The sequence below is a fragment of the Marinomonas sp. ef1 genome, from assembly GCF_002806845.1.
Classification (GTDB): domain Bacteria; phylum Pseudomonadota; class Gammaproteobacteria; order Pseudomonadales; family Marinomonadaceae; genus Marinomonas; species Marinomonas polaris.
The window spans coordinates 199710-218482 of sequence record NZ_NHTT01000002.1; the positions used below are offsets into that span (position 1 = coordinate 199710).

Annotated in this window: 14 protein-coding genes; 12 read left to right on the forward strand and 2 right to left on the reverse strand. The window is 42.3% G+C overall.

From position 1 onward, the window contains the following. The first annotated feature begins 1 nt into the window (after position 1). From CCS02_RS03355 to CCS02_RS03395, 9 genes are all read left to right on the forward strand, one after another. Positions 2–1972 (forward strand): beta-galactosidase, encoded by a 1971-nt coding sequence (locus CCS02_RS03355; protein WP_100635792.1) that lies wholly within the window; start codon positions 2–4, stop codon positions 1970–1972. Positions 1973–2087: 115 nt separating this feature from the next. Further along, on the forward strand, positions 2088–3314 hold the full coding sequence (locus tag CCS02_RS03360; protein ID WP_072839226.1) for an ABC transporter substrate-binding protein: 1227 nt from the start codon (positions 2088–2090) through the stop codon (positions 3312–3314). A 242-nt stretch (positions 3315–3556) separates the two neighbouring features. Beyond that, positions 3557–5104, forward strand: coding sequence for an ABC transporter substrate-binding protein (locus CCS02_RS03365; RefSeq protein WP_232728809.1), 1548 nt, complete (start codon positions 3557–3559; stop codon positions 5102–5104). After that, positions 5101–6036, forward strand: a complete 936-nt coding sequence (locus tag CCS02_RS03370) for an ABC transporter permease (protein WP_100635796.1) — start codon at positions 5101–5103, stop codon at positions 6034–6036. The genes CCS02_RS03365 and CCS02_RS03370 overlap by 4 nt, the downstream gene beginning before the upstream one ends. After that, complete coding sequence (locus tag CCS02_RS03375) at positions 6033–6815, forward strand: ABC transporter permease (RefSeq protein WP_100635798.1); 783 nt, start codon at positions 6033–6035, stop codon at positions 6813–6815. The genes CCS02_RS03370 and CCS02_RS03375 overlap by 4 nt, the downstream gene beginning before the upstream one ends. Continuing rightward, positions 6812–8200, forward strand: coding sequence for an ABC transporter ATP-binding protein (locus CCS02_RS03380; protein ID WP_100635800.1), 1389 nt, complete (start codon positions 6812–6814; stop codon positions 8198–8200). Before CCS02_RS03375 ends, CCS02_RS03380 begins: the two co-directional genes overlap by 4 nt. Before the next feature lie 191 nt (positions 8201–8391). Further along, positions 8392–8643, forward strand: coding sequence for a hypothetical protein (locus CCS02_RS03385; RefSeq protein WP_100635801.1), 252 nt, complete (start codon positions 8392–8394; stop codon positions 8641–8643). Between the two features lie 115 nt (positions 8644–8758). Next, a complete protein-coding gene (locus CCS02_RS03390; RefSeq protein WP_100635803.1) occupies positions 8759–12538 on the forward strand; it encodes a response regulator in 3780 nt (1259 codons plus the stop codon). Then, positions 12538–13464 carry a GGDEF domain-containing response regulator gene (locus CCS02_RS03395; protein WP_100635805.1) on the forward strand — a complete coding sequence of 309 codons (927 nt, stop codon included), beginning with the start codon at positions 12538–12540 and terminating at the stop codon, positions 13462–13464. Before CCS02_RS03390 ends, CCS02_RS03395 begins: the two co-directional genes overlap by 1 nt. Positions 13465–13574: 110 nt before the next feature. Here the strand turns inward: CCS02_RS03395 and leuA are convergent, their stop codons facing one another. After that, a complete protein-coding gene (gene leuA / locus CCS02_RS03400; RefSeq protein WP_100635807.1) occupies positions 13575–15263 on the reverse strand; it encodes a 2-isopropylmalate synthase in 1689 nt (562 codons plus the stop codon). A 194-nt stretch (positions 15264–15457) separates the two neighbouring features. Between leuA and CCS02_RS03405 the strand changes: the two genes are divergently transcribed. Together CCS02_RS03405 and ribA are read left to right on the forward strand one after the other, a co-directional pair. Beyond that, positions 15458–15931, forward strand: a complete 474-nt coding sequence (locus CCS02_RS03405; protein ID WP_100187705.1) for an Lrp/AsnC family transcriptional regulator — start codon at positions 15458–15460, stop codon at positions 15929–15931. Between the two features lie 98 nt (positions 15932–16029). After that, the gene (gene ribA, locus CCS02_RS03410; protein WP_100187704.1) at positions 16030–16638 is read left to right on the forward strand and encodes a GTP cyclohydrolase II; all 609 of its coding nucleotides are present in this window, start codon (positions 16030–16032) and stop codon (positions 16636–16638) included. Between the two features lie 103 nt (positions 16639–16741). On the opposite strand, the gene CCS02_RS03415 is transcribed toward ribA, so the two are convergent. Beyond that, positions 16742–17947 carry a DEAD/DEAH box helicase gene (locus tag CCS02_RS03415; RefSeq protein WP_100187703.1) on the reverse strand — a complete coding sequence of 402 codons (1206 nt, stop codon included), beginning with the start codon at positions 17945–17947 and terminating at the stop codon, positions 16742–16744. 231 nt (positions 17948–18178) lie between these two features. Here CCS02_RS03415 and CCS02_RS03420 point away from each other — a divergent pair, with 231 nt between their 5' ends. After that, positions 18179–18739 carry a DUF1415 domain-containing protein gene (locus CCS02_RS03420; RefSeq protein ID WP_100187702.1) on the forward strand — a complete coding sequence of 187 codons (561 nt, stop codon included), beginning with the start codon at positions 18179–18181 and terminating at the stop codon, positions 18737–18739. Positions 18740–18773: the final 34 nt, after the last annotated feature.

Below are 18773 nucleotides of genomic sequence, written 5' to 3' on the forward strand. Positions count from 1 at the left end.
AATGAAATTAGGTGTGTGTTATTACCCAGAACATTGGCCAAAAAGTCGTTGGGTTGAAGATGCTCAACATATGCGACGCATTGGTATTCAGTATGTTCGAGTTGGCGAGTTTAGCTGGAGTACGATTGAGCCAACTCCGGGTGAACTGCATTGGGAGTGGCTGGATGAGTCGTTAGATATTTTGCATTCTCAGGGTTTAAAAGTCATTTTAGGTACGCCAACCGCGACACCACCAAAATGGTTGGTTGATCGTCATCCGTCTATGTTGGCAAAAGATGAAGCGGGGCGAGTACGAGGTTTTGGCTCTCGTCGTCATTATACTTTCGCGAGTTTGGAATATAGAGAAGAATGTCGTCGCATGGTGACCATGATGGCGGAACGCTATGGTCACCATCCAGCGGTGGCTTCCTGGCAGACAGACAATGAATATGGTTGTCATGATACGGTGTTAAGTTATGCCGAAGCTGATCTCGCTGCGTTTCGTCTTTGGTTGGCAGAAAAATACGGCACGGTAGAAGCGTTAAATAAAGCCTGGGGCAACGTGTTCTGGAGTATGGATTATCGCTCTTTCGATGAAATCGAATTGCCGAATTTAACGGTTACTGAAGCCAATCCTTCTCACCGTTTGGACTTTCAGCGTTGCTGTTCAGATCAGGTGGTTGCTTTCAACAAGCTGCAAGTGGACATTTTGCGTGAGCATTCTGCTGGCCGTGATTTAGTGCATAACTATATGGGGTTCTTTACGGCATTTGATCACCACAAAGTCGGTCAAGATCTTGATGTGGCGAGCTGGGACAGTTATCCATTGGGGTCTTTAGACAAAGAGCCTCTTTATACTGAAGATGAAAAACATACTTATTTGCGAGTCGGTCATCCGGATGCAGGCGCATTTCATCATGATTTGTATCGCGGCTGCGGTAATGGTCGTTTATGGATTATGGAGCAGCAGCCAGGACCTGTGAATTGGGCGCCACACAATCCAACGCCTGCCGATGGTGCGGTACGTTTATGGACGTGGGAAGCATTTTCCCATGGCGCTGAATTGGTGTCGTATTTCCGCTGGCGTCAGGCGCCATTTGGTCAAGAGCAAATGCATGCTGGCTTGTTACGTCCTGATGCGCAAGAAGCTGAAGCGGCAAAAGAAGCGACCTTGGTGGCGCAAGAAGTGAAAGTCTTGGCTGAATCAATTGGCCTTGATGCAGATGAGTTAATGTCCCTACCAAGTGCTGGAAAAGTCGCATTGATGTTTGATTATGACGCTTGTTGGTCTTTAGATATTCAGCCTCAGTCGCGTGCTTATCGTTACTTTTTCTGGTGTTACCGCATGTATGAAGCCATGCGCGAACTTGGCTTATCTGTGGACATTGTTCCAAGTAATGCGCCATTAGATATGTATGAATTATTGGTTTTACCTGCTCAAGCGCATATTACCCCTGAGCTGCAGAATCGATTGAATTCCTATCAAGGTGTTTTGCTCGCAGGGCCAAGAACAGGTAGTAAAACAGAAACCTACCAAATACCTGAGAACCTTGCTCCGGGTCCGTTGGCTAGCTTATTACCATTAACAGTAGAGCGTGTAGATGCGTTGCCTGAGCATACTCAGCCAGCTGTTTCTGGCCGTTGGGGCGCAGGTAAATTAAAGCATTGGCATGAACAAATTAAGACGGAATTACCTTGTTTGTTAAAAGATGATGGTGGTAATCCAGTGTTAATGGGAGAAGGCCGTCACTATTATCTTGGCTCTTGTATTGATAATACTCTGTTAAAAGCCAGCTTAGCTAAGTTGTCTGAAGTGGCGGGATTATCGACTTACTATTTGCCAAAAGGCGTTCGAGTGAGAGAACGAGGCAATGTGATTTTTGCATTTAATTACAGCTCAAATACGGTTGTTTTTGAGCCTCAGAATGCAGAACTTGTCATTGGTTCTATGTGTTTAGGTGCAGCTGATGTTGCCATTTGGAAAAAACAATAAACAGTAAAAGTAGCTATTTAAATGGAACTTTGTTTCGTTTATTGATTAATTTTTTTGTTTGGTCAATACTGAAACTTGGTTCCAATTAATAAAAACAAAAAGAGGGCTTATTTACATGAAAAAAATACAATCCTTATTAGTAGGGGCAATGGCATTAGGTGCAATCTCTATCGCTAATGCTGGTACCTTGGTGATTAATTCTGATCAGGCAGATCCAGCACCAAAGAAAGCGTTCACTGAAATGGTGCAGAAGTTCGAAAGTGAAAACCCTGACATTACAGTAAAATACAACCTTTACGACAAAGAAGGTTATAAAACGGCTATTCGGAATTGGCTTTCTACTACGCCACCAGACATTGTTTTCTGGTATTCAGGCAATCGTATGAAAAGCTTTGTTGACCGTGATTTGTTTGAAGATGTTAGTGATATTTGGCAAAAACTCGGTTTGAAAGAAATTATGCCTGCAGCGACAGCGGCTTCTACATTGAACAATAAGCAATGGGGCATTCCCTACAGTTATTATCAATGGGGTATTTATTACCGTAAAGATATCTTTGACAAGTTAGGTTTGTCTGAACCTAAAACGTGGGACGAATTTCTTGCCGTCAACGCGAAGCTAAAAGCCAATGATGTTACACCTATTACAATAGGCACCAAGTATTTATGGACTGCAGCGGGTTGGTTTGATTACTTGAATTTGCGTACCAATGGTTTGGATTTTCATATCGATTTGATGGATGGCAAAATTCCTTATACTGATCCTCGCGTTCGTAAAACCTTTGAACATTGGAAAGAGCTTATTGATAAAGGCTACTTCCTAGAAAACCATGCTTCTTATTCATGGCAAGAAGCACAGCCATTTATGTACAACGGCCAAGCAGCCATGTACTTGATTGGTAACTTTATTGTGCCAAACTTTCCTAAAGAACTTGACGGTAAGATGGGCTTCTTCCAATTCCCTATCATTGATCCAGCCATTCCTATTGCCGAAGATGCACCAATGGAAACAGTTCATATTCCAGCAAAAGCAAAAAACAAAGTTGATGCTCGGAAATTCTTGGAATTCATGGCTCGTGCTGATAATCAAACCATGCTAAATGATGTCTTGCTACAGATTCCACCTAATATTAAAGCGAAAGCACCGGATGACTTTTTCTTGAATAAAGGTGTAGCAATGTTGAACAATGCCGCTGGTACCGCTCAGTTTTATGATCGTGATACTGATCCAAGCATGGCTCAAGAAGGCATGAAGGGTTTCCAAGAGTTTATGGTAAAACCAGAGCGTCTTGATGCGATTTTGAAACGTTTAGAAGGTGTCAGAAAACGCGTTTTCAAAAAATAGATATAAGTCTACTTCTGCTTAATAATCAGAAAGTCTTAGGTAATAAGTTCATTAAAGCCAGTTCAACATCAGTTGAACTGGTTTTTTTTGATCTGTACATCAATTAGATGGGTTATTTATATCAGTTATGATCAAATTTTAGACTTTGATACAAGGTGTTCTCAAATGATTGTCAGAATCGTTTAATATGTTATATCATAACTTTTTATTTTGTTGTTATGGATAATATGGACATGAGAGTAATGCCTTTTTTTAAACGAATATTTTTTTGCGTCTCAATATTGAGTGGTCTGTTGGTGATAACGGCTTGTTCAGGGCCAACATCATCTAATACAGTGTCTGTTAGCGCGGCTTTTGAATTTACCAGCTTAGATCCTGCAAAAAATGGTTTTGTCTTTAGTCGAATGCAAGTTCTAGAAACACTTTTGGATGTGGATGAAAAGGGATTGCTTATTCCAGCTTTGGCTAAGGATTGGCATATTAGTGAAGACGCGAAAACTTGGACGTTTGACTTACGTGATGGTGTTTATTTTCACGATGGCGTTTTGATGAACACCGATGCGGTAGTGAATAGCCTTTTGATTGCTCAATCTAAGCATGGCGCATTACGTAATGCGCCAATTGAAAGTATCCAAGCGGCTGGAGATCATTCCGTCGTTATTTCTTTATCTCGTCCATATACCTTGTTGGGTGCGGTGTTGGCGAATTATGCCAATGGTATTTTATCTCCAGCAGCTTATGACAAAGATAAAGAAGTGTTGGCATTAACTGGTACTGGGCCCTATAAGGTTTTTCAATTTGCGCCGCCGCACAAGCTTGTTGTTGAGAAATTTGATGAGTATTGGGGGAAGAAAGCCAATATTCCTTATGCGAGTTACTTAACGGGGCATCGCGCCGAAAGTCGTGTGTTACAAGCAAGAAGTGGCCAAGTAGATATTGTGTTTGGCTTAGATCCTGCCAGTTTGCCTTCGCTACAACGGGTAGACGCTTTAAATCTATATTCGAACCCTATTCCTAGAACTATTGTTTTGAAGTTAAACAGCGGTCATCGTTTTTTAGACGATGTGCGAGCCCGTAAAGCCTTGAGCTTAGCCATTGATAGACAGGGTATCGCCAAAGGTGTTCTGCGAATTCCAGGTTCAGAAACTGAGCAATTATTACCAGCGTCTATGTCTAACTGGTATTTGCAGAATGTCTCTTCTGAAACCGAAGCGGCAGCTGGTACGCCTGAATCCTTGTTGGCATCTTTGGGATGGAAGAAAAACTCACAAGGACTGCTAGAGAGAAACGGCGAGTTGTTTGAATTGACACTTATTACTTATGCGGATCGACCAGAGTTAACCACAGTGGCGACAGCTATTCAGGCTCAGTGGCAAGCCATCGGTATTACCACAAAAGTGGAAGTGACGAATTCCAGCGCCATTCCAATGGGGCATCAAGATGGTTCGTTAGACGTCGCGTTGATTGCACGTAATTATGGTTTCATCGCGGATCCATTAGGGGTGATGTTGTCTGATTTTGGTTCCAATGGCGGTGGCGATTGGGGTGCGATGAATTGGAATAATAGCGCTTTAAGTGCTGATTTGTTGGCATTAGAACAAACCTCCGATCCTGTTAAATACAAAGAAATTTCCCAGCGCAGTGCGCAGATCATTTATGACGAGCGTCCTATGATCCCTGTTTCTTCTTATGTTCAGCAAACGTCTGTTAATACGCGAATTAAAGGTTTCCGTTTTGATCCTTTTGAGCGCAGCTTTTATTTGAATGAAATGGAGTTCGTAAAACCATGAAGGCAATGCTGTTAAAAAGAGCACTTCAATTGATTACTGTGGTATGGGGTGTAGGCACCTTAACTTTTATCTTGATGCGTTCTCTGCCTGGCGATATGGCGTATCGAATTGCTGCTAGTCGTTACGGTCAGGACAATGTTGATTCTCATGCCGCTGTTTTGGTGCGCGAAGAATTGAAGTTAGATCAAGGAGCTTTAACCGCCTATTGGCATTGGTTAACGGATCTTCTGCAATTCAAATTAGGAGACTCGTTAGTTAGTGGTTTGCCCGTCACGGATGCGCTTGAACATATGTTAGGTCATTCGCTGTTACTAGCCGTTGCAGGACTTATGCTGTCTGTGTTGATCGCAGTGCCATTGGGTTTGCTGAGTGCGTGGCGAGGTAATCCTTTGGATTCTGTGCTGATGGGACTGTCCAGTGTGATTCGTGCTATGCCAGTGTTTGTCTTGGGCGTGTTGTTTATATTGCTATTTGCTCTGCATTGGAACTGGTTTCCGGTTGCTGGATTTGGCACGTCAGCGCATTTGGTCTTGCCGGCTATCACCTTGGCGTTGAGCTTAGCGGCGGTATCCAACCGAGTGGTAAGAGATTCAGCTAAGCGAACTTTTCAGGCTGCGTTTTATCAATTTTCTAGAGTGAAGGGGTTATCTGCTTGGCAAACGTTTCGGCAACATGGTGTGCGGAATATTGCGGTGCCAGTAGTGGCATTTTTCGGTATTCAGTTAGTAAGTATGATTGAAGGGATTGTGATGATCGAGTCGTTATTTTCGTGGCCAGGAATTGGCCATGGTTTGGCTCATGCAATTTTTGCCCGCGATATTCCGGTGATTCAAGGCGCGGCTTTAGTGATGGGGATACTCTTTGTTTTGCTCAATACCTTAGTGGATATTATTTGTCTTTGGATTGATCCAAGAGGAGCGAAAGCACTATGAAAATGACACGTTCACAATGGTCAGGTTTGACTATTTTACTTGGTCTTATGGCATTTTCTTTATTGGGTATTTTGTTTTCGCCTCATAGCATGTCAGAGCAAAATTTGGATGCCATTTTAGAAGTGCCTTCTGCGGCCAATTGGCTTGGTACAGATCATTTTGGCCGTAGTATGTTAACGCGTATGGCACATGCTGTGGGCTTGTCATTTGCGCTAAGTCTTTTGTGTATGTTGACATCGTCATTGGTGGGAACGGCATTTGGCGTGTGGGCCGTTTGGGGTGGAAAGAAGGTCGATAATGTCTTGGGTATCGTAGTGAATATTTTACTCGCTTTACCTGGTTTGGTAGTGGTGCTGTTATTTGCTGCCATTGCGCCGGGGTCTTTTTGGGTGCTGTATTTGGCTATTTCTTTGGTGCAGTGGGTGGAATATTTTCGTGTTGTGCGTGCGGTAACGCAGGGCGTGATTCAAAGTCCTGCAAGACAGTCTTCTCAGATGATGGGCTTTGGTCATTGGTATCAATTTAAACGTCATATTTGGCCTGCTATTTCGCCTTCGGTTTTTACCTTGGCAGCATTTGGCGGCGCGAACGCTATTTTAACCATGGCATCCCTTGGTTTTGTTTACGTAGGTATTCAGCCACCGCTTGCCGAGCTTGGTTTGATGACGGTCGAGTTGTTCCCGTATTACAGTGATGCGCCTTGGTTATTGGCTCAACCTTTGGTGGTTATTGCCTTAATGGTATTTGCATTTCATTTATTGGCAGGGAAACGAGCATGAGCGTATTGCTGAAATTGACCAATGTAGCGGTTTATGTGGGTGAGACATGTCTGTTAGAGCCTATTTCTTTGGAGTTAAAACAAGGGCAGCCATTAACTATATTGGGTGAAACTGGTTCTGGTAAAAGTTTGTTGGCACAAGCCATTATGGGATTATTATCAGACGATTTAAGTATGTCTGGTGACGTAGAAGTGTTTGGCAAAGCTATGACAATTGATGAACGTCAGGCTTTGTGGGGGCGAGAGCTAGTAATGTTGCCACAGGAGCCTTGGCACTCCCTTGATCCTTTAATGAAGGGTGTTGATCAGGTAAAAGAGGTGTATCAATTCGTACGTGAGAAGAGTAGCCAAGAGTCTCTTACGATTGCTGAAGATGATTTACGTCAAGTTGGCTTGGCAGGTAGCGGACATAAACGACCAGATGAACTGTCTGGCGGTATGGCACAACGCCTTGCGATTACCGCCGCTACAGCGGGTGGGGCTCATGTGATATTGGCGGATGAACCAACTAAAGGACTGGATGTATCACGTCGTGATGGCATTGTGCAGTTACTTCAAGCTCGTTCAAACTTGGGCAGTTTACTGACGATTACCCACGACGTAGCAGTTGCTCGTCAGTTGGGTGGTTTGCTATTAGTGATGAAAGAAGGTCGCTTGGTTGAGCAAGGTGAGGCAACTCAAGTGCTTGATTATCCAAAAGACGATTATACGCGCGAGTTGATAGCTGCCGAGCCTAGCGCTTGGTCTGACATGGCACCGACGTCTAGACAAGACCGCGCCGAGAGTATTCTTGTTGCAGACAAGCTAACGTTAGAACGAGGTGGACGAGTTTTGTTTGATGGACTGTCTTTTACTATCAAGCAAGGTGAGGTGGTTGGCATTGTCGGTGATAGTGGTTGTGGTAAATCGTCGCTTGGGGATGCCTTGCTGAATCTGTTGTCGATTTCTGCTGGTAGCATTGTTCGTTTGAACCAGGCCGCCAAGCCGCACCAATGGTTAAAACTGTATCAAGATCCGCCGTCGGCGTTTTCGTCAAGTGTGTCTCTCGGTCAGTTACTTGATGATTTGATACTTTTGCACGGTCTTGATAAAGCTCGTATTGCACCGTTAATGGCTCGTTTGAGATTGCCGCAAGGGATTCTCGAGCGTAATTGCCTAGCGGTTTCTGGTGGTGAATTACAACGCTTTGCTATATTGCGGGCCTTGTTATTGGATCCAGTGTTTTTATTCGCTGATGAGCCGACTTCTCGGCTTGATCCAATCACTGCCAAAGAGGTGACGGCCTTATTAGTCGAGTTGGCCTGTGAAGCAGGCTGCGCGGTGCTGTTGGTTAGTCATGATGCTGCATTGGTTCAAAAAACTTGTCATCAGATTATTTCGATATAAATGACCTTATCTTGTTGCGGCATTGAGATGGAAGTTGCTAAGTGCTTTTGCTTAATGTTCGTAACAAGGTGTTACAACGACTTGATGATTTAAACATGTAAATGAGTGATTTCGGCTCAGCTTAAGGTTTCACTTTAGCTTCGTCTATGGTCTAATTTTTCCTAATTAAATAGACTGTTTAGGAAAATATTATGTTGTTCAAAACTTCACTCTCTGTTGGCTTGGTGGGGATCTCTGTATTACTTACTTCAACTAGCGCCTTGGCATTTGACGATTATTGCACGCCAAAGTTAGATGCTTACTTGAGCAACGTTCAAAAGACAGTTGATTCTAAATATGTTTCAGAACGCCAAAAAGACGTCGCGCAAAAAGTATTAGATAAAGTCAAAGCCAGCCGTAATGATACTAAGGATTGTGTTCTGATCGATAAGTTACTGCCATAGTATTTCTATCTTTTGCCTAGCAAAATCCTGATTTTCTGATATGTTTTATAAGTAGGGTGGTGCTTAATTAGTTTTTCTGATTGCGTTTGACATGCAATAAGCCAAGGGGAAGTGAATGGGTCAATTTGAGGCTGCTTTAAAAGTAGCTAGGTCTCTTTTAGGTATGTCTTGTGCTGGTTTACTTTTTAAAGATGGTCGTGTGGTTTTATCTGGTGAAGTCGATGGCCTTCATCAGAAAATTTTTTCAGTCAAGTTATCTCGCTTTAATACTTTTCCTTCCTCTCGATACTCCGATATAAAAAACACACCTTCGGCACATGTTTTGTTTTCTGACTTACCCAATATTGCTAGTTGTATTGTCGAGCCTTTAAGTATTTATGATGCTCGATTTATTGCCTTAAGCGATACTCCTTGTTTGCTAAATAATGAGTTGCTGGAAGAGCATATTGATTCCTTGGTAGGTCTTTTTTCAACTTTAATGGCCTCATCTCCAGTGCAATTATCTTCACTGCCGCATGTAGATGGAAAACCTATATCAATTGGTGATGGTGCAACTGCACAAAAACGAACGTTGAAAACGTTAAAGAACTTGCATGAAGTGACGGCCAATTCAGATTTATCATTAGATGAAAAACTGCAAAAAATTCTACAAGTTGGCGTCGAACATTTTGCCTTACCGATTGGGCTTATCAGCTCAATTAACGGCGATATTTATCAAGTGGAATACAGTCATACTCCAAACGGAGAAGTGCTTCCTGGGGCTGTGTTTGAGTTAGGTAATACTTATTGCGTACATACTCTCAACAGTGATTTGCCAACGTCCTTCTTTCACACAGCGATTAGCGATATTAAAGAACATCCTTGTTATAAGGGCTTTGGATTAGAAGCTTACATTGGCATTGTTATCTATGTCAGTGGTAAGCGCTGGGGAACACTCAATTTTTCTAGTCCAAACCCGAAGAATCAGCCTTTTGGTGATGATGATTATGAAGTAATGAAATTGCTTGCTCAGTGGGTTGGTAATGAGATGACTCTTGCCTACGATAGATCTGTACAGGCTCAATATGAGAATGATCTGCGCGAGCAAAAAATATTCTTTGAGTCGCTTTTTGAAAATGCGCCAGAGGCGATCGTGCTTGTCGGACGAAATCGTGAAATAAAAATGTTAAATCCAGCTTTCACTGAGCTGTTTGGTTATAGCCTTGATGATTTACGAGGTAAAACTACCCAAGTTTTGTATGCGGATGAAAGCGATTTTATTCGGCAAGGCCAAGCGTATAAAGATGATGTAGAAGATGTTTTAAATCGTTATCGTGTGAGCTATAAAAATAAACAGGGTAAGATTTTTCATACCGAAACGATTGGTAGCATGATTCGAAATGCTGACGGAAGCCTCGGCGGCTATATCGCCCATATTCGTGATGTGACAGAGCGTCTAGAAGTTGAGCAGAAAATGATAGATACCAATTTGCGTTTATCTATAGCAGCGGATGCTGCTGGCATAGGAGTCTGGGAATTCGATCTGCAAGAAAGTACTTTGCATTGGGATGACTGGATGTATCGACTTTATGGCTTTTCTATAGGTGAGCGAGCTCAGCCACTTCTAGTTTGGGATGATTGTGTTTATCCGGAAGATAAAGTCAGATTAAGAGATGTGTTTGCTGGATTAGAAGAAAGCGGAGCGTATTTTACCAGTAAAGAGGATGCTTCCCATATTTCTAAAGATTTAGATTTTGATTTTAGGATCATGCGAAAAGATGGGCAGGTTCGTTATTTGAAATCCAATGCTGCCATTGTATTTGATAAAAAAGGCCATGCATCACATCTTATTGGTGTGAACATGGATATTACTTCTAGAAAAGAAACAGAAGTGCTTTTACGGGAAGCGAGCGATCAAGCGGTTGCAGCCAGTAAGGCAAAAAGCAATTTTCTTGCTACCATGAGTCATGAAATCAGAACACCCTTAAATGGTGTATTAGGTATGGCTGAATTACTTTCTGGTAGTAGGTTAAACGCAGAGCAAAAGGAGCAATTGCGCATACTGAAAGAGTCCGGCGAGGGGCTTTTGGGTTTAATTAATGACTTGTTGGATTTTTCCAAAATAGAGGCGGGTCATCTTTCTATCGAACGTGTTGATTTCAATTTAGAAAAAGCCATTTATGATGTTGTGCGCTTATTGCTGATGAAGGCGGAAGAAAAAGGCATCGATTTATTGGTGGAATATGATGAATCTTGTCCACGCTTTTTGGTGGGCGATGTGTTTCGTATTAAGCAAGTGTTAACTAATCTTATTAGTAATGCGATTAAGTTCACCAACTCGGGCCATGTATTGGTATCCGCGAAAGGTGCCGTTGATCAACAAGGGGTAGCCGCCATCACTCTGAGTATTGCTGATACTGGAGTGGGCATTGCAGATCATGTGCAGCCGCAATTGTTTAGTGCTTTTGTGCAAGCAGATAGTTCAACAACACGTAAGTTTGGTGGAACCGGTTTAGGTTTGGCGATTACGAAACAATTGGTTGGTTTAATGGATGGCAATATTTCTTTGTCGAGTAAATTGGATGTCGGATCTGTTTTTACGGTGTCATTTGCACTATCAGAAAGTCATGCAATGTCTCACATCGAAACTGTGGTTGATGAAAATCTATTACTTGGTAAGAAAACCTTAGTCGTTGACGATAATGAAACCAACTTAGCCATACTTAAAAATCAGCTGAAGTCGTGCGATATCTATGCAGATACAGAGCTAAGCCCTGTGGATGCTTTAAGTCTCATTAGGCAATCGATGGATAAAAATGTGCCGTATCAGCTGGTGGTTATAGATTACATGATGCCAGAGTTAGATGGTTTGATGCTTTCTACAGCGATTCGAGAAATGAGCGGCTCTTTGTATCAACCTATAATTTTGATGACTTCTTCTGCCGGTGAGCTAACTCAAAGTGAGTTGGCTGCTGCTGGCGTTAATATGTGTATTGCTAAACCCATGAGTGCTTTGGCCTTGAAGAGAGGTCTGATTACGGCATTGTCTGATAATGTGCTTGGGCATCAACTTTCATACGCAGATAGCAGTGATGATGAAGTATCAGATGTTAGTGATAATGGAAATAAGAGGGGGCTCATTTTAGTTGTTGAAGATATGAAAGCCAATATGGCAGTAGCGCAGGGAATTTTAACGAGAATGGGTTTTGATGTTATTGGTGCTGAAAACGGCTCGATTGGCGTAGAAATGTGGGGTGCCCATCAGCCAGACCTTATTTTTATGGATTTACACATGCCAGTAATGGATGGATTATCGGCTATGCGTCGTATTAGACAAGCCGAAAAATACAGTCAGCATAAACGCGTGCCTATTATTGCATTAACGGCTGATCTCATGGCTGAAACATTATCGGAAGTGCTGCGTGCTGGTGGTGATGGTTTAGTGCCAAAGCCTTTTAAGCAAAAGGAGTTTATAAGTATGTTGGATGAGTGGTTGCCTCATAGTCATCAATCAAAAGATGACACTCTAGACAAAACTATGCAAGCGGCTGATTCTGTTTTTGATGTGAAGTCGGATATTGTAATTGATGAATCTGTTTTGAATGAATTAAAAGTTTTGTTGGGAAGTGATTTTACCTTGTTGATTGATGCCTTTTTTGATGACGCAAAAAGCATCATGGCATCATTTGACAAGATGTTGAGTGAAGAGAGTGATATCGATTACGTAGCGGTTTCTCGTCTTGCTCATAGCTTGAAATCTGTCAGCCAAAATGTTGGTGCAATGACAATGTCTTCAATGGCTGCGCAACTTGAGCATGAAAGCCGTCAGGGTGATGTGCCGGATCTAAAGGCTAAACTGCAAGAGATTCTATCAATGTATCAGAATGTGAAAAATAAACTTCAGGGTATGCTGTAATGCCAATGAAAGTGTTAGTGGTAGATGATACCAACACGGACCGTTTGTTGCTGAAGCTTCACTTGTCAAAGCTAGGTTATACAACTTTAGAGGCCAGTAACGGGCAGGAAGCTATAGATCAGTTTCTGGAGCATTCTCAGGATTTGGATCTTATTTTAATGGATGTCCAAATGCCCTATATCAATGGCTTTGATGCCGTTAGATCTATTCGTAAAATACAACAGCAACAAAATCAAGAGTGGTTGCCAGTTATCTTTTTAAGCGCTAGTGCAGAAGATGATGATATAGAAGGGGCTATTTTAGCCGGCGGCGATGATTATCTTATGAAGCCAATCAGCCAAAAAGTTCTGTCGGCAAAAATGTTGGCTATGCAACGCATTGCAGATATGAGGCGTCGCCTTGTTGATTCAAATCTTGCTCTTGAGCAGTTAGCATCAACCGATCATCTAACTGGTGTTGCTAATCGTCGTTCTTTTGAGCTTATGCTAGACAGAGAGATGTCTTTTACTCGTCGTTATGGTGTACCTATGGCATTAGCCATGTTTGATCTTGATAAATTTAAAGTCGTCAATGATACTTTTGGGCATGATGCTGGGGATGCTGTTTTGGCTGAAGTGTCAAAGCGAATCAAAATAGCCCTAAGAGACAGTGATATTATTGGCCGTTTGGGAGGAGAAGAGTTCGGTATTATTCTACATAATGTTAAAGAAGAAGATGTTTTCAAGGTATTTGATCGTTATCGTAAGATCGTTGCCGAGCATCCGGTGGTGCATGAAAGTGCTGAAATCCCTATTACAGCCAGTATCGGTGTGACTATGTATGCAGGTAAACTAGAAGATAAAGTTGCACTATTGAAACGAGCAGATCAATCATTATATGAAGCGAAAGATACAGGCCGAAATAAAGTGATTTACCATCCACTGTAGTGCTGTGAACAAAACTAAAACTTAGTAGCGCAAAAACCACACATAAAAAAGCCGAAAATCGATTTGATTTTCGGCTTTTTTGTTTCATTCTATCCGCAGAAAATTATTAATTACGCAACAGCGGAATTTTGGTTTGCGGTAATTTTTTGATTCACCGTTGCCAATAAAGCTTGGATGGAAGCAGACACAATATCGTTATCAATGGCGACACCGTTGTAACGGTCACCGTCAATATTAGCTTGAACATAGGCAATGGCTTGTGAGTCGCTGCCGACTGTCAAGGCGTGTTCTTGATATTGGATGATATCAACACGCATATTGAAATGTTTACCTAGAGCTTCGCTGAAAGCAGACAGCGCACCATTACCGTTACCGGCAATCTTGACGCTAGAGTTGTTACTAATAAGTTCGGCATGAACTGTATCAACATCGTCTTTTGCAAGATCGTATTTGCCCAACTTGTATGGTGTAGTGCCCGTCATAAAGCTACTTTCAAACAAGTTTCTCATTGATTCGGCATCTACAACGCCGCCATCTTTCTCTGCAAACCGTTGAACGATTGGGCTGAATTCTACTTGCAACCAGCGTGGCAAAGCCAAACCGTATTCTTGTTCAAGAGTATAAGCGACACCGCCTTTACCTGATTGGCTGTTCACACGAATGACTTCTTGATAGCTGCGGCCGACATCGCGAGGGTCGATTGGCAAGTACGCCACATCCCAAGGTTTGTCGTCTGTCTGGTTAGCCAAACATTTCTTAATCGCATCTTGATGAGAGCCAGAGAAGGCGGTGAACACCAATTCGCCTGCGTATGGATGACGCGGGTGAACTTGTAACAAGGTGCAAGCTTGAACAACACTTATGATGCGGTCCATATCGCCCAACGCCAACTCTGGATCAATACCTTGGCTGTAAATGTTCATAGCCATAGTGACTACGTCCATGTTGCCTGTACGCTCGCCGTTACCTAGCAATGTGCCTTCGATACGGTCTGCGCCAGCCATAACGCCTAATTCTGCTGCCGCCACACCACAACCGCGGTCATTGTGCGTGTGTAGACTTACAATCATGCTGTCGCGCTGTTTAACATTGCGGCAGAAGTATTCAATTTGGTCTGCATAACGGTTAGGAGTAGAAACTTCTACGGTTGCAGGCAAGTTGATAATAATTTTGTTGTTTGGAGTTGGTTGCCACACATCGGTAACGGCATTGACAACTTCTATGGCGTAGTCGATTTCTGTGCCAGTAAAGCTTTCTGGTGAGTATTGGAATACCCACTCTGTTTCTGGATGTTTCGCCGCGTGTTCTTTTACACATTTAGCGCCATTGACCGCGATTTGCTTGATGCCTTCCATGTCCATGCGGAATACTTGCTCACGTTGTGTTGTAGACGTTGAGTTGTAAACGTGAACGATGGCTTTTTTGGCACCTTTTAATGATTCATAAGTACGCTCAATCAATTCTGGGCGCGCTTGAGTCAATACTTGAACGTAAACATCGTCTGGCACTTGGTCTTCTTCAATCAACCAGCGAACAAAGTCAAAATCCAATTGTGAAGCCGCAGGGAAACCGACTTCGATTTCTTTAAAGCCAACATCAACTAGTAGAGCGAAAAATTGTTTCTTTTGTTCCACTGTCATTGGCTCTACCAATGCTTGGTTGCCATCGCGTAGGTCAACGCTAGACCAAATAGGCGCTTTGGTGATTGTTTTGTCAGGCCAAGTACGATTTTCGATGGCGACTGGCTTGAATGGCGTATATTTTTTATGGTCAAAAGCTGTGTGGTCAAAAGATGTCATAATCTTTCCCTTCTTTATGTAATTGAGCTGGTAAGCTCAGATTGTTATTTGGTTCACTTGGTTAAGTGATTTTCTATGTTTCTATCATAACTAATTTTTTTGAGTAAAAGATTGCGTTTTTTAATGGAAATATCAATCTAAATAGCATTATATTGCGTAATGTTTCTTATAATTAGCAGTGTGGAGCTATTAATATGGGTTTTGATAAGATTGATTTGAATATTTTGCGAGAATTACAGCAAGATTCTAGCTTAACCAATCAAGAGTTGGCAGATCGTGTTGGGCTTTCTGCATCACCTTGCTTGCGACGAGTAAAGGCATTAGAAGAAAGTGGTGTAATAGATCGTAGTGTCACCTTGTTGAATCAGAGTAAGTTAGGCCTGAAACTTACTGCATTTATCCAGATTAGTATGGATCGTCATACGCCAGATCGCTTTGAGGTATTTGAGAAAACGCTAGAATCTTTTCCTGAGGTAAAATCCTGCAACTTGGTGACGGGGCAATCGGCTGATTATTTGATAGAAGTGGTGGTAGAAGACATGGATCGCTATCAGGAGTTTCTACTGGGAAGATTGACGCGTATTCCTGGTGTGACTGGTGTACATTCGAGCTTCTTGTTGCGCAGAATTATAAATCGAACCTCTTTACCGCTAGATCATTTGATTTAGAGGCTTATTTCCTTATTTAGCATTGATATTTTAGCTTTTGACCAAATTAATGGGCGTTATACTTGTTACAGTAAAAAAGTCCCTAGTAGAGAAGTAGTATGAGTGATTTGACAATTAAGCGTCGAGTGATGATTCCCGTGAGGGCGGGCGACGTGATGGCAGAATTTATTTCCTTCAACGGAGATGATTCTGGCAAAGAACATATAGGGATATTTTTCGAAGGAACAAAAGCAAAAGATGACAACAGCATTCCATTGGTTCGCTTGCATTCAGAATGTTTGACTGGTGATGTCTTTGGTTCTGGCCGTTGTGATTGTGGCGAGCAGCTTGATGAAGCGATTGATCGAATTAATGAAGAAGGTGGTTACATTCTTTATTTACGTCAAGAGGGTCGTGGCATTGGTTTGTACGCAAAACTAGAAGCCTATGCTTTGCAAGACCAAGGTTATGACACTTACCAAGCCAATGAGATGTTGCATCTACCAGACGATGGTCGTGATTTCGGTATTGCCGCAGAAATGTTGCAAGCGCTTGGGGTTTCCAAAGTTCGTTTGTTAACAAATAATCCTGATAAAGCGCAGCAGTTAATAGAGCACGGTATTGATGTTGCGGAATTAGTTCCGACCAAGGTGCATGTGAATCAGCATAACCGTTCCTATTTAGAAACTAAGGCTAAGCGTAAACAGCATACTTTGAAGTTCGACTAAGAGTAATGTACAAATTTTGTACTTTAGATAGAATTGCATAAAGATAGAAACAATAAAGGCGCTAGTGAAGCGCCTTTATTGTTTTTATAGTGCTGAACCAGCCTTATTTTTTACTAGGAGCTGGTTTCTTCTTTTTCTTCTTGCTGCTTGGTGAGCGAGCTTTTGTTTTTGCTTCAAGTCCTTCAATGCGGCCAAATTTAATGTTGGCTTGCATAAAGCGTTGAATCTTTTCAATCATCGGCAAATCGTTAATATCGATCAACGAAATGCAATCGCCCGGCTCACCTTCGCGTGAAGCACGTCCAGCACGATGGATGTAAGAGTCAGCTTTACGTGGAAGACGAAGGTTGATTACTGTGTTTATTTCTGGAAGGTCGATACCACGTGAGGCGACGTCGGTTGCCACCAATACTTGCAAACGGCCACGCTTCATCTGCTTCATGTGTTCGCTGCGGTCGCCTTGCTTCATTTCGCCGTGCAAACCGTCACACATCAAGCCCATTTTACGGATACGTTGAACCCATATGTCAACATGCTCGCGGTTAGAAACAAACAACACCGCTTGCTGAACGCGCTCTTGCGTTAATAGATGTTGTAGTACGGCTTCTTTGTGCTCTTCGCTGTCTACACGGTAAGCTATTTGGCGAATTTGGCTTGGCACTGTGCGGGACGATTCGCCTAGGCGAATTTGCTGCGTCTCGCTATTTAATAGGGCGCTAGCAAAACGTCCCATTTTTTCGCCTTCTAGCGTTGCAGAGAACATCAAAGTTTGGTGTTCTTTAGGTAGTTCTTTTGCAATGTGGTTAATGGCGCTTACAAAGCCCATGTCTAGCATACGGTCGGCTTCGTCGATAACGAAATAAGACACATCTGTTAGATCAAGCCATTGTTTTTCGTCTAATTCAACCAATCTACCTGGTGTTGCAACCAGAATGTCACATGGTTCACTTAATTGTTGTTGCTGCATCCCATATGGCGTGCCACCAATGATAAGGTGAGATTGAATACGAGTATGCTTTGTTAGCTGTTCTACAACATTGAAAATTTGGCGCGCTAGCTCGCGACTTGGCGCCAAGATCAATACTTTTGGTGCAGTGGTAGATTGCTCATCACGGTCAAGAATATGCTGAATAGCTGGCGCGCAAAAGGCGATGGTTTTCCCTGTACCAGTTGGGGCTGTTGCAAGTAAGTCTGAACCATCTAAGGCGATTGGTATAGCTTGTTCTTGGATTTCTGTTGGGGCTTCAAAGCCAAGATCACTAATGGCTTGTTCTATGGTGAAATCCAAATCTAATTCAGCAAATGACATGTAAACTCTCTGTAGCAGGATAAGTGGTACGACCAACTATGAATGTCATAAATTAACTATGAAAATCATAATGAATTTGGGCGTATGGCCACTATAATGGACTGTATTGTCTGGCATGATACCTTGTTTTATGAGGATTCGAAATCTAAACCTCAGATGATGGCTTGATAAGTTAGACCCTTTGTACGCTTTGCTCTAAAATACTAACAAATATTTATAAGAAGACACGTTATGCTGCTATCAGATGAATTGGTCACCACCCAAACAATGACATGGGTAAAAGAGTTTATTGTGGCGTTAAATGTTTGTCCTTTTGCTAAACGTGAAGTGGAACGAGACAGCGTACGTTGCGTGGTGTTGCGATCCAAAAAGATGGATGTGGCGCTAGAAGAGTTGATGGCAGAGGTTCAGTGGCTGGATGAGCATCCAGAAACAGAAACGACGTTACTGATTTTTCCAACTTTATTTAATGATTTCCATCGTTATTTAGACTTTGTAGAAACCGCTGAAAATCTTATGTTTGATCAAGGTTGCGAAGGGGTTTATCAATTGGCGACTTTTCATCCTGATTATTGTTTTTCAGGTACAGAGCCAGATGATGTATCTAATTACACCAACCGTTCTCCTTATCCGATGCTGCACCTTTTAAGAGAGGCTAGTGTTGATAAGGCGATTGAATTCTATGGTGATACAGCTGAGATACCGAATCAAAATATTGAAAAAATGGAAGAGCTTGGGAAGTCCAAGTTAGATACTATATTTGCTGGTTGTATGAAAGCAGATAATGGTTAACTTGTGACTTAAAAATATCTGTATTGCGCTTATG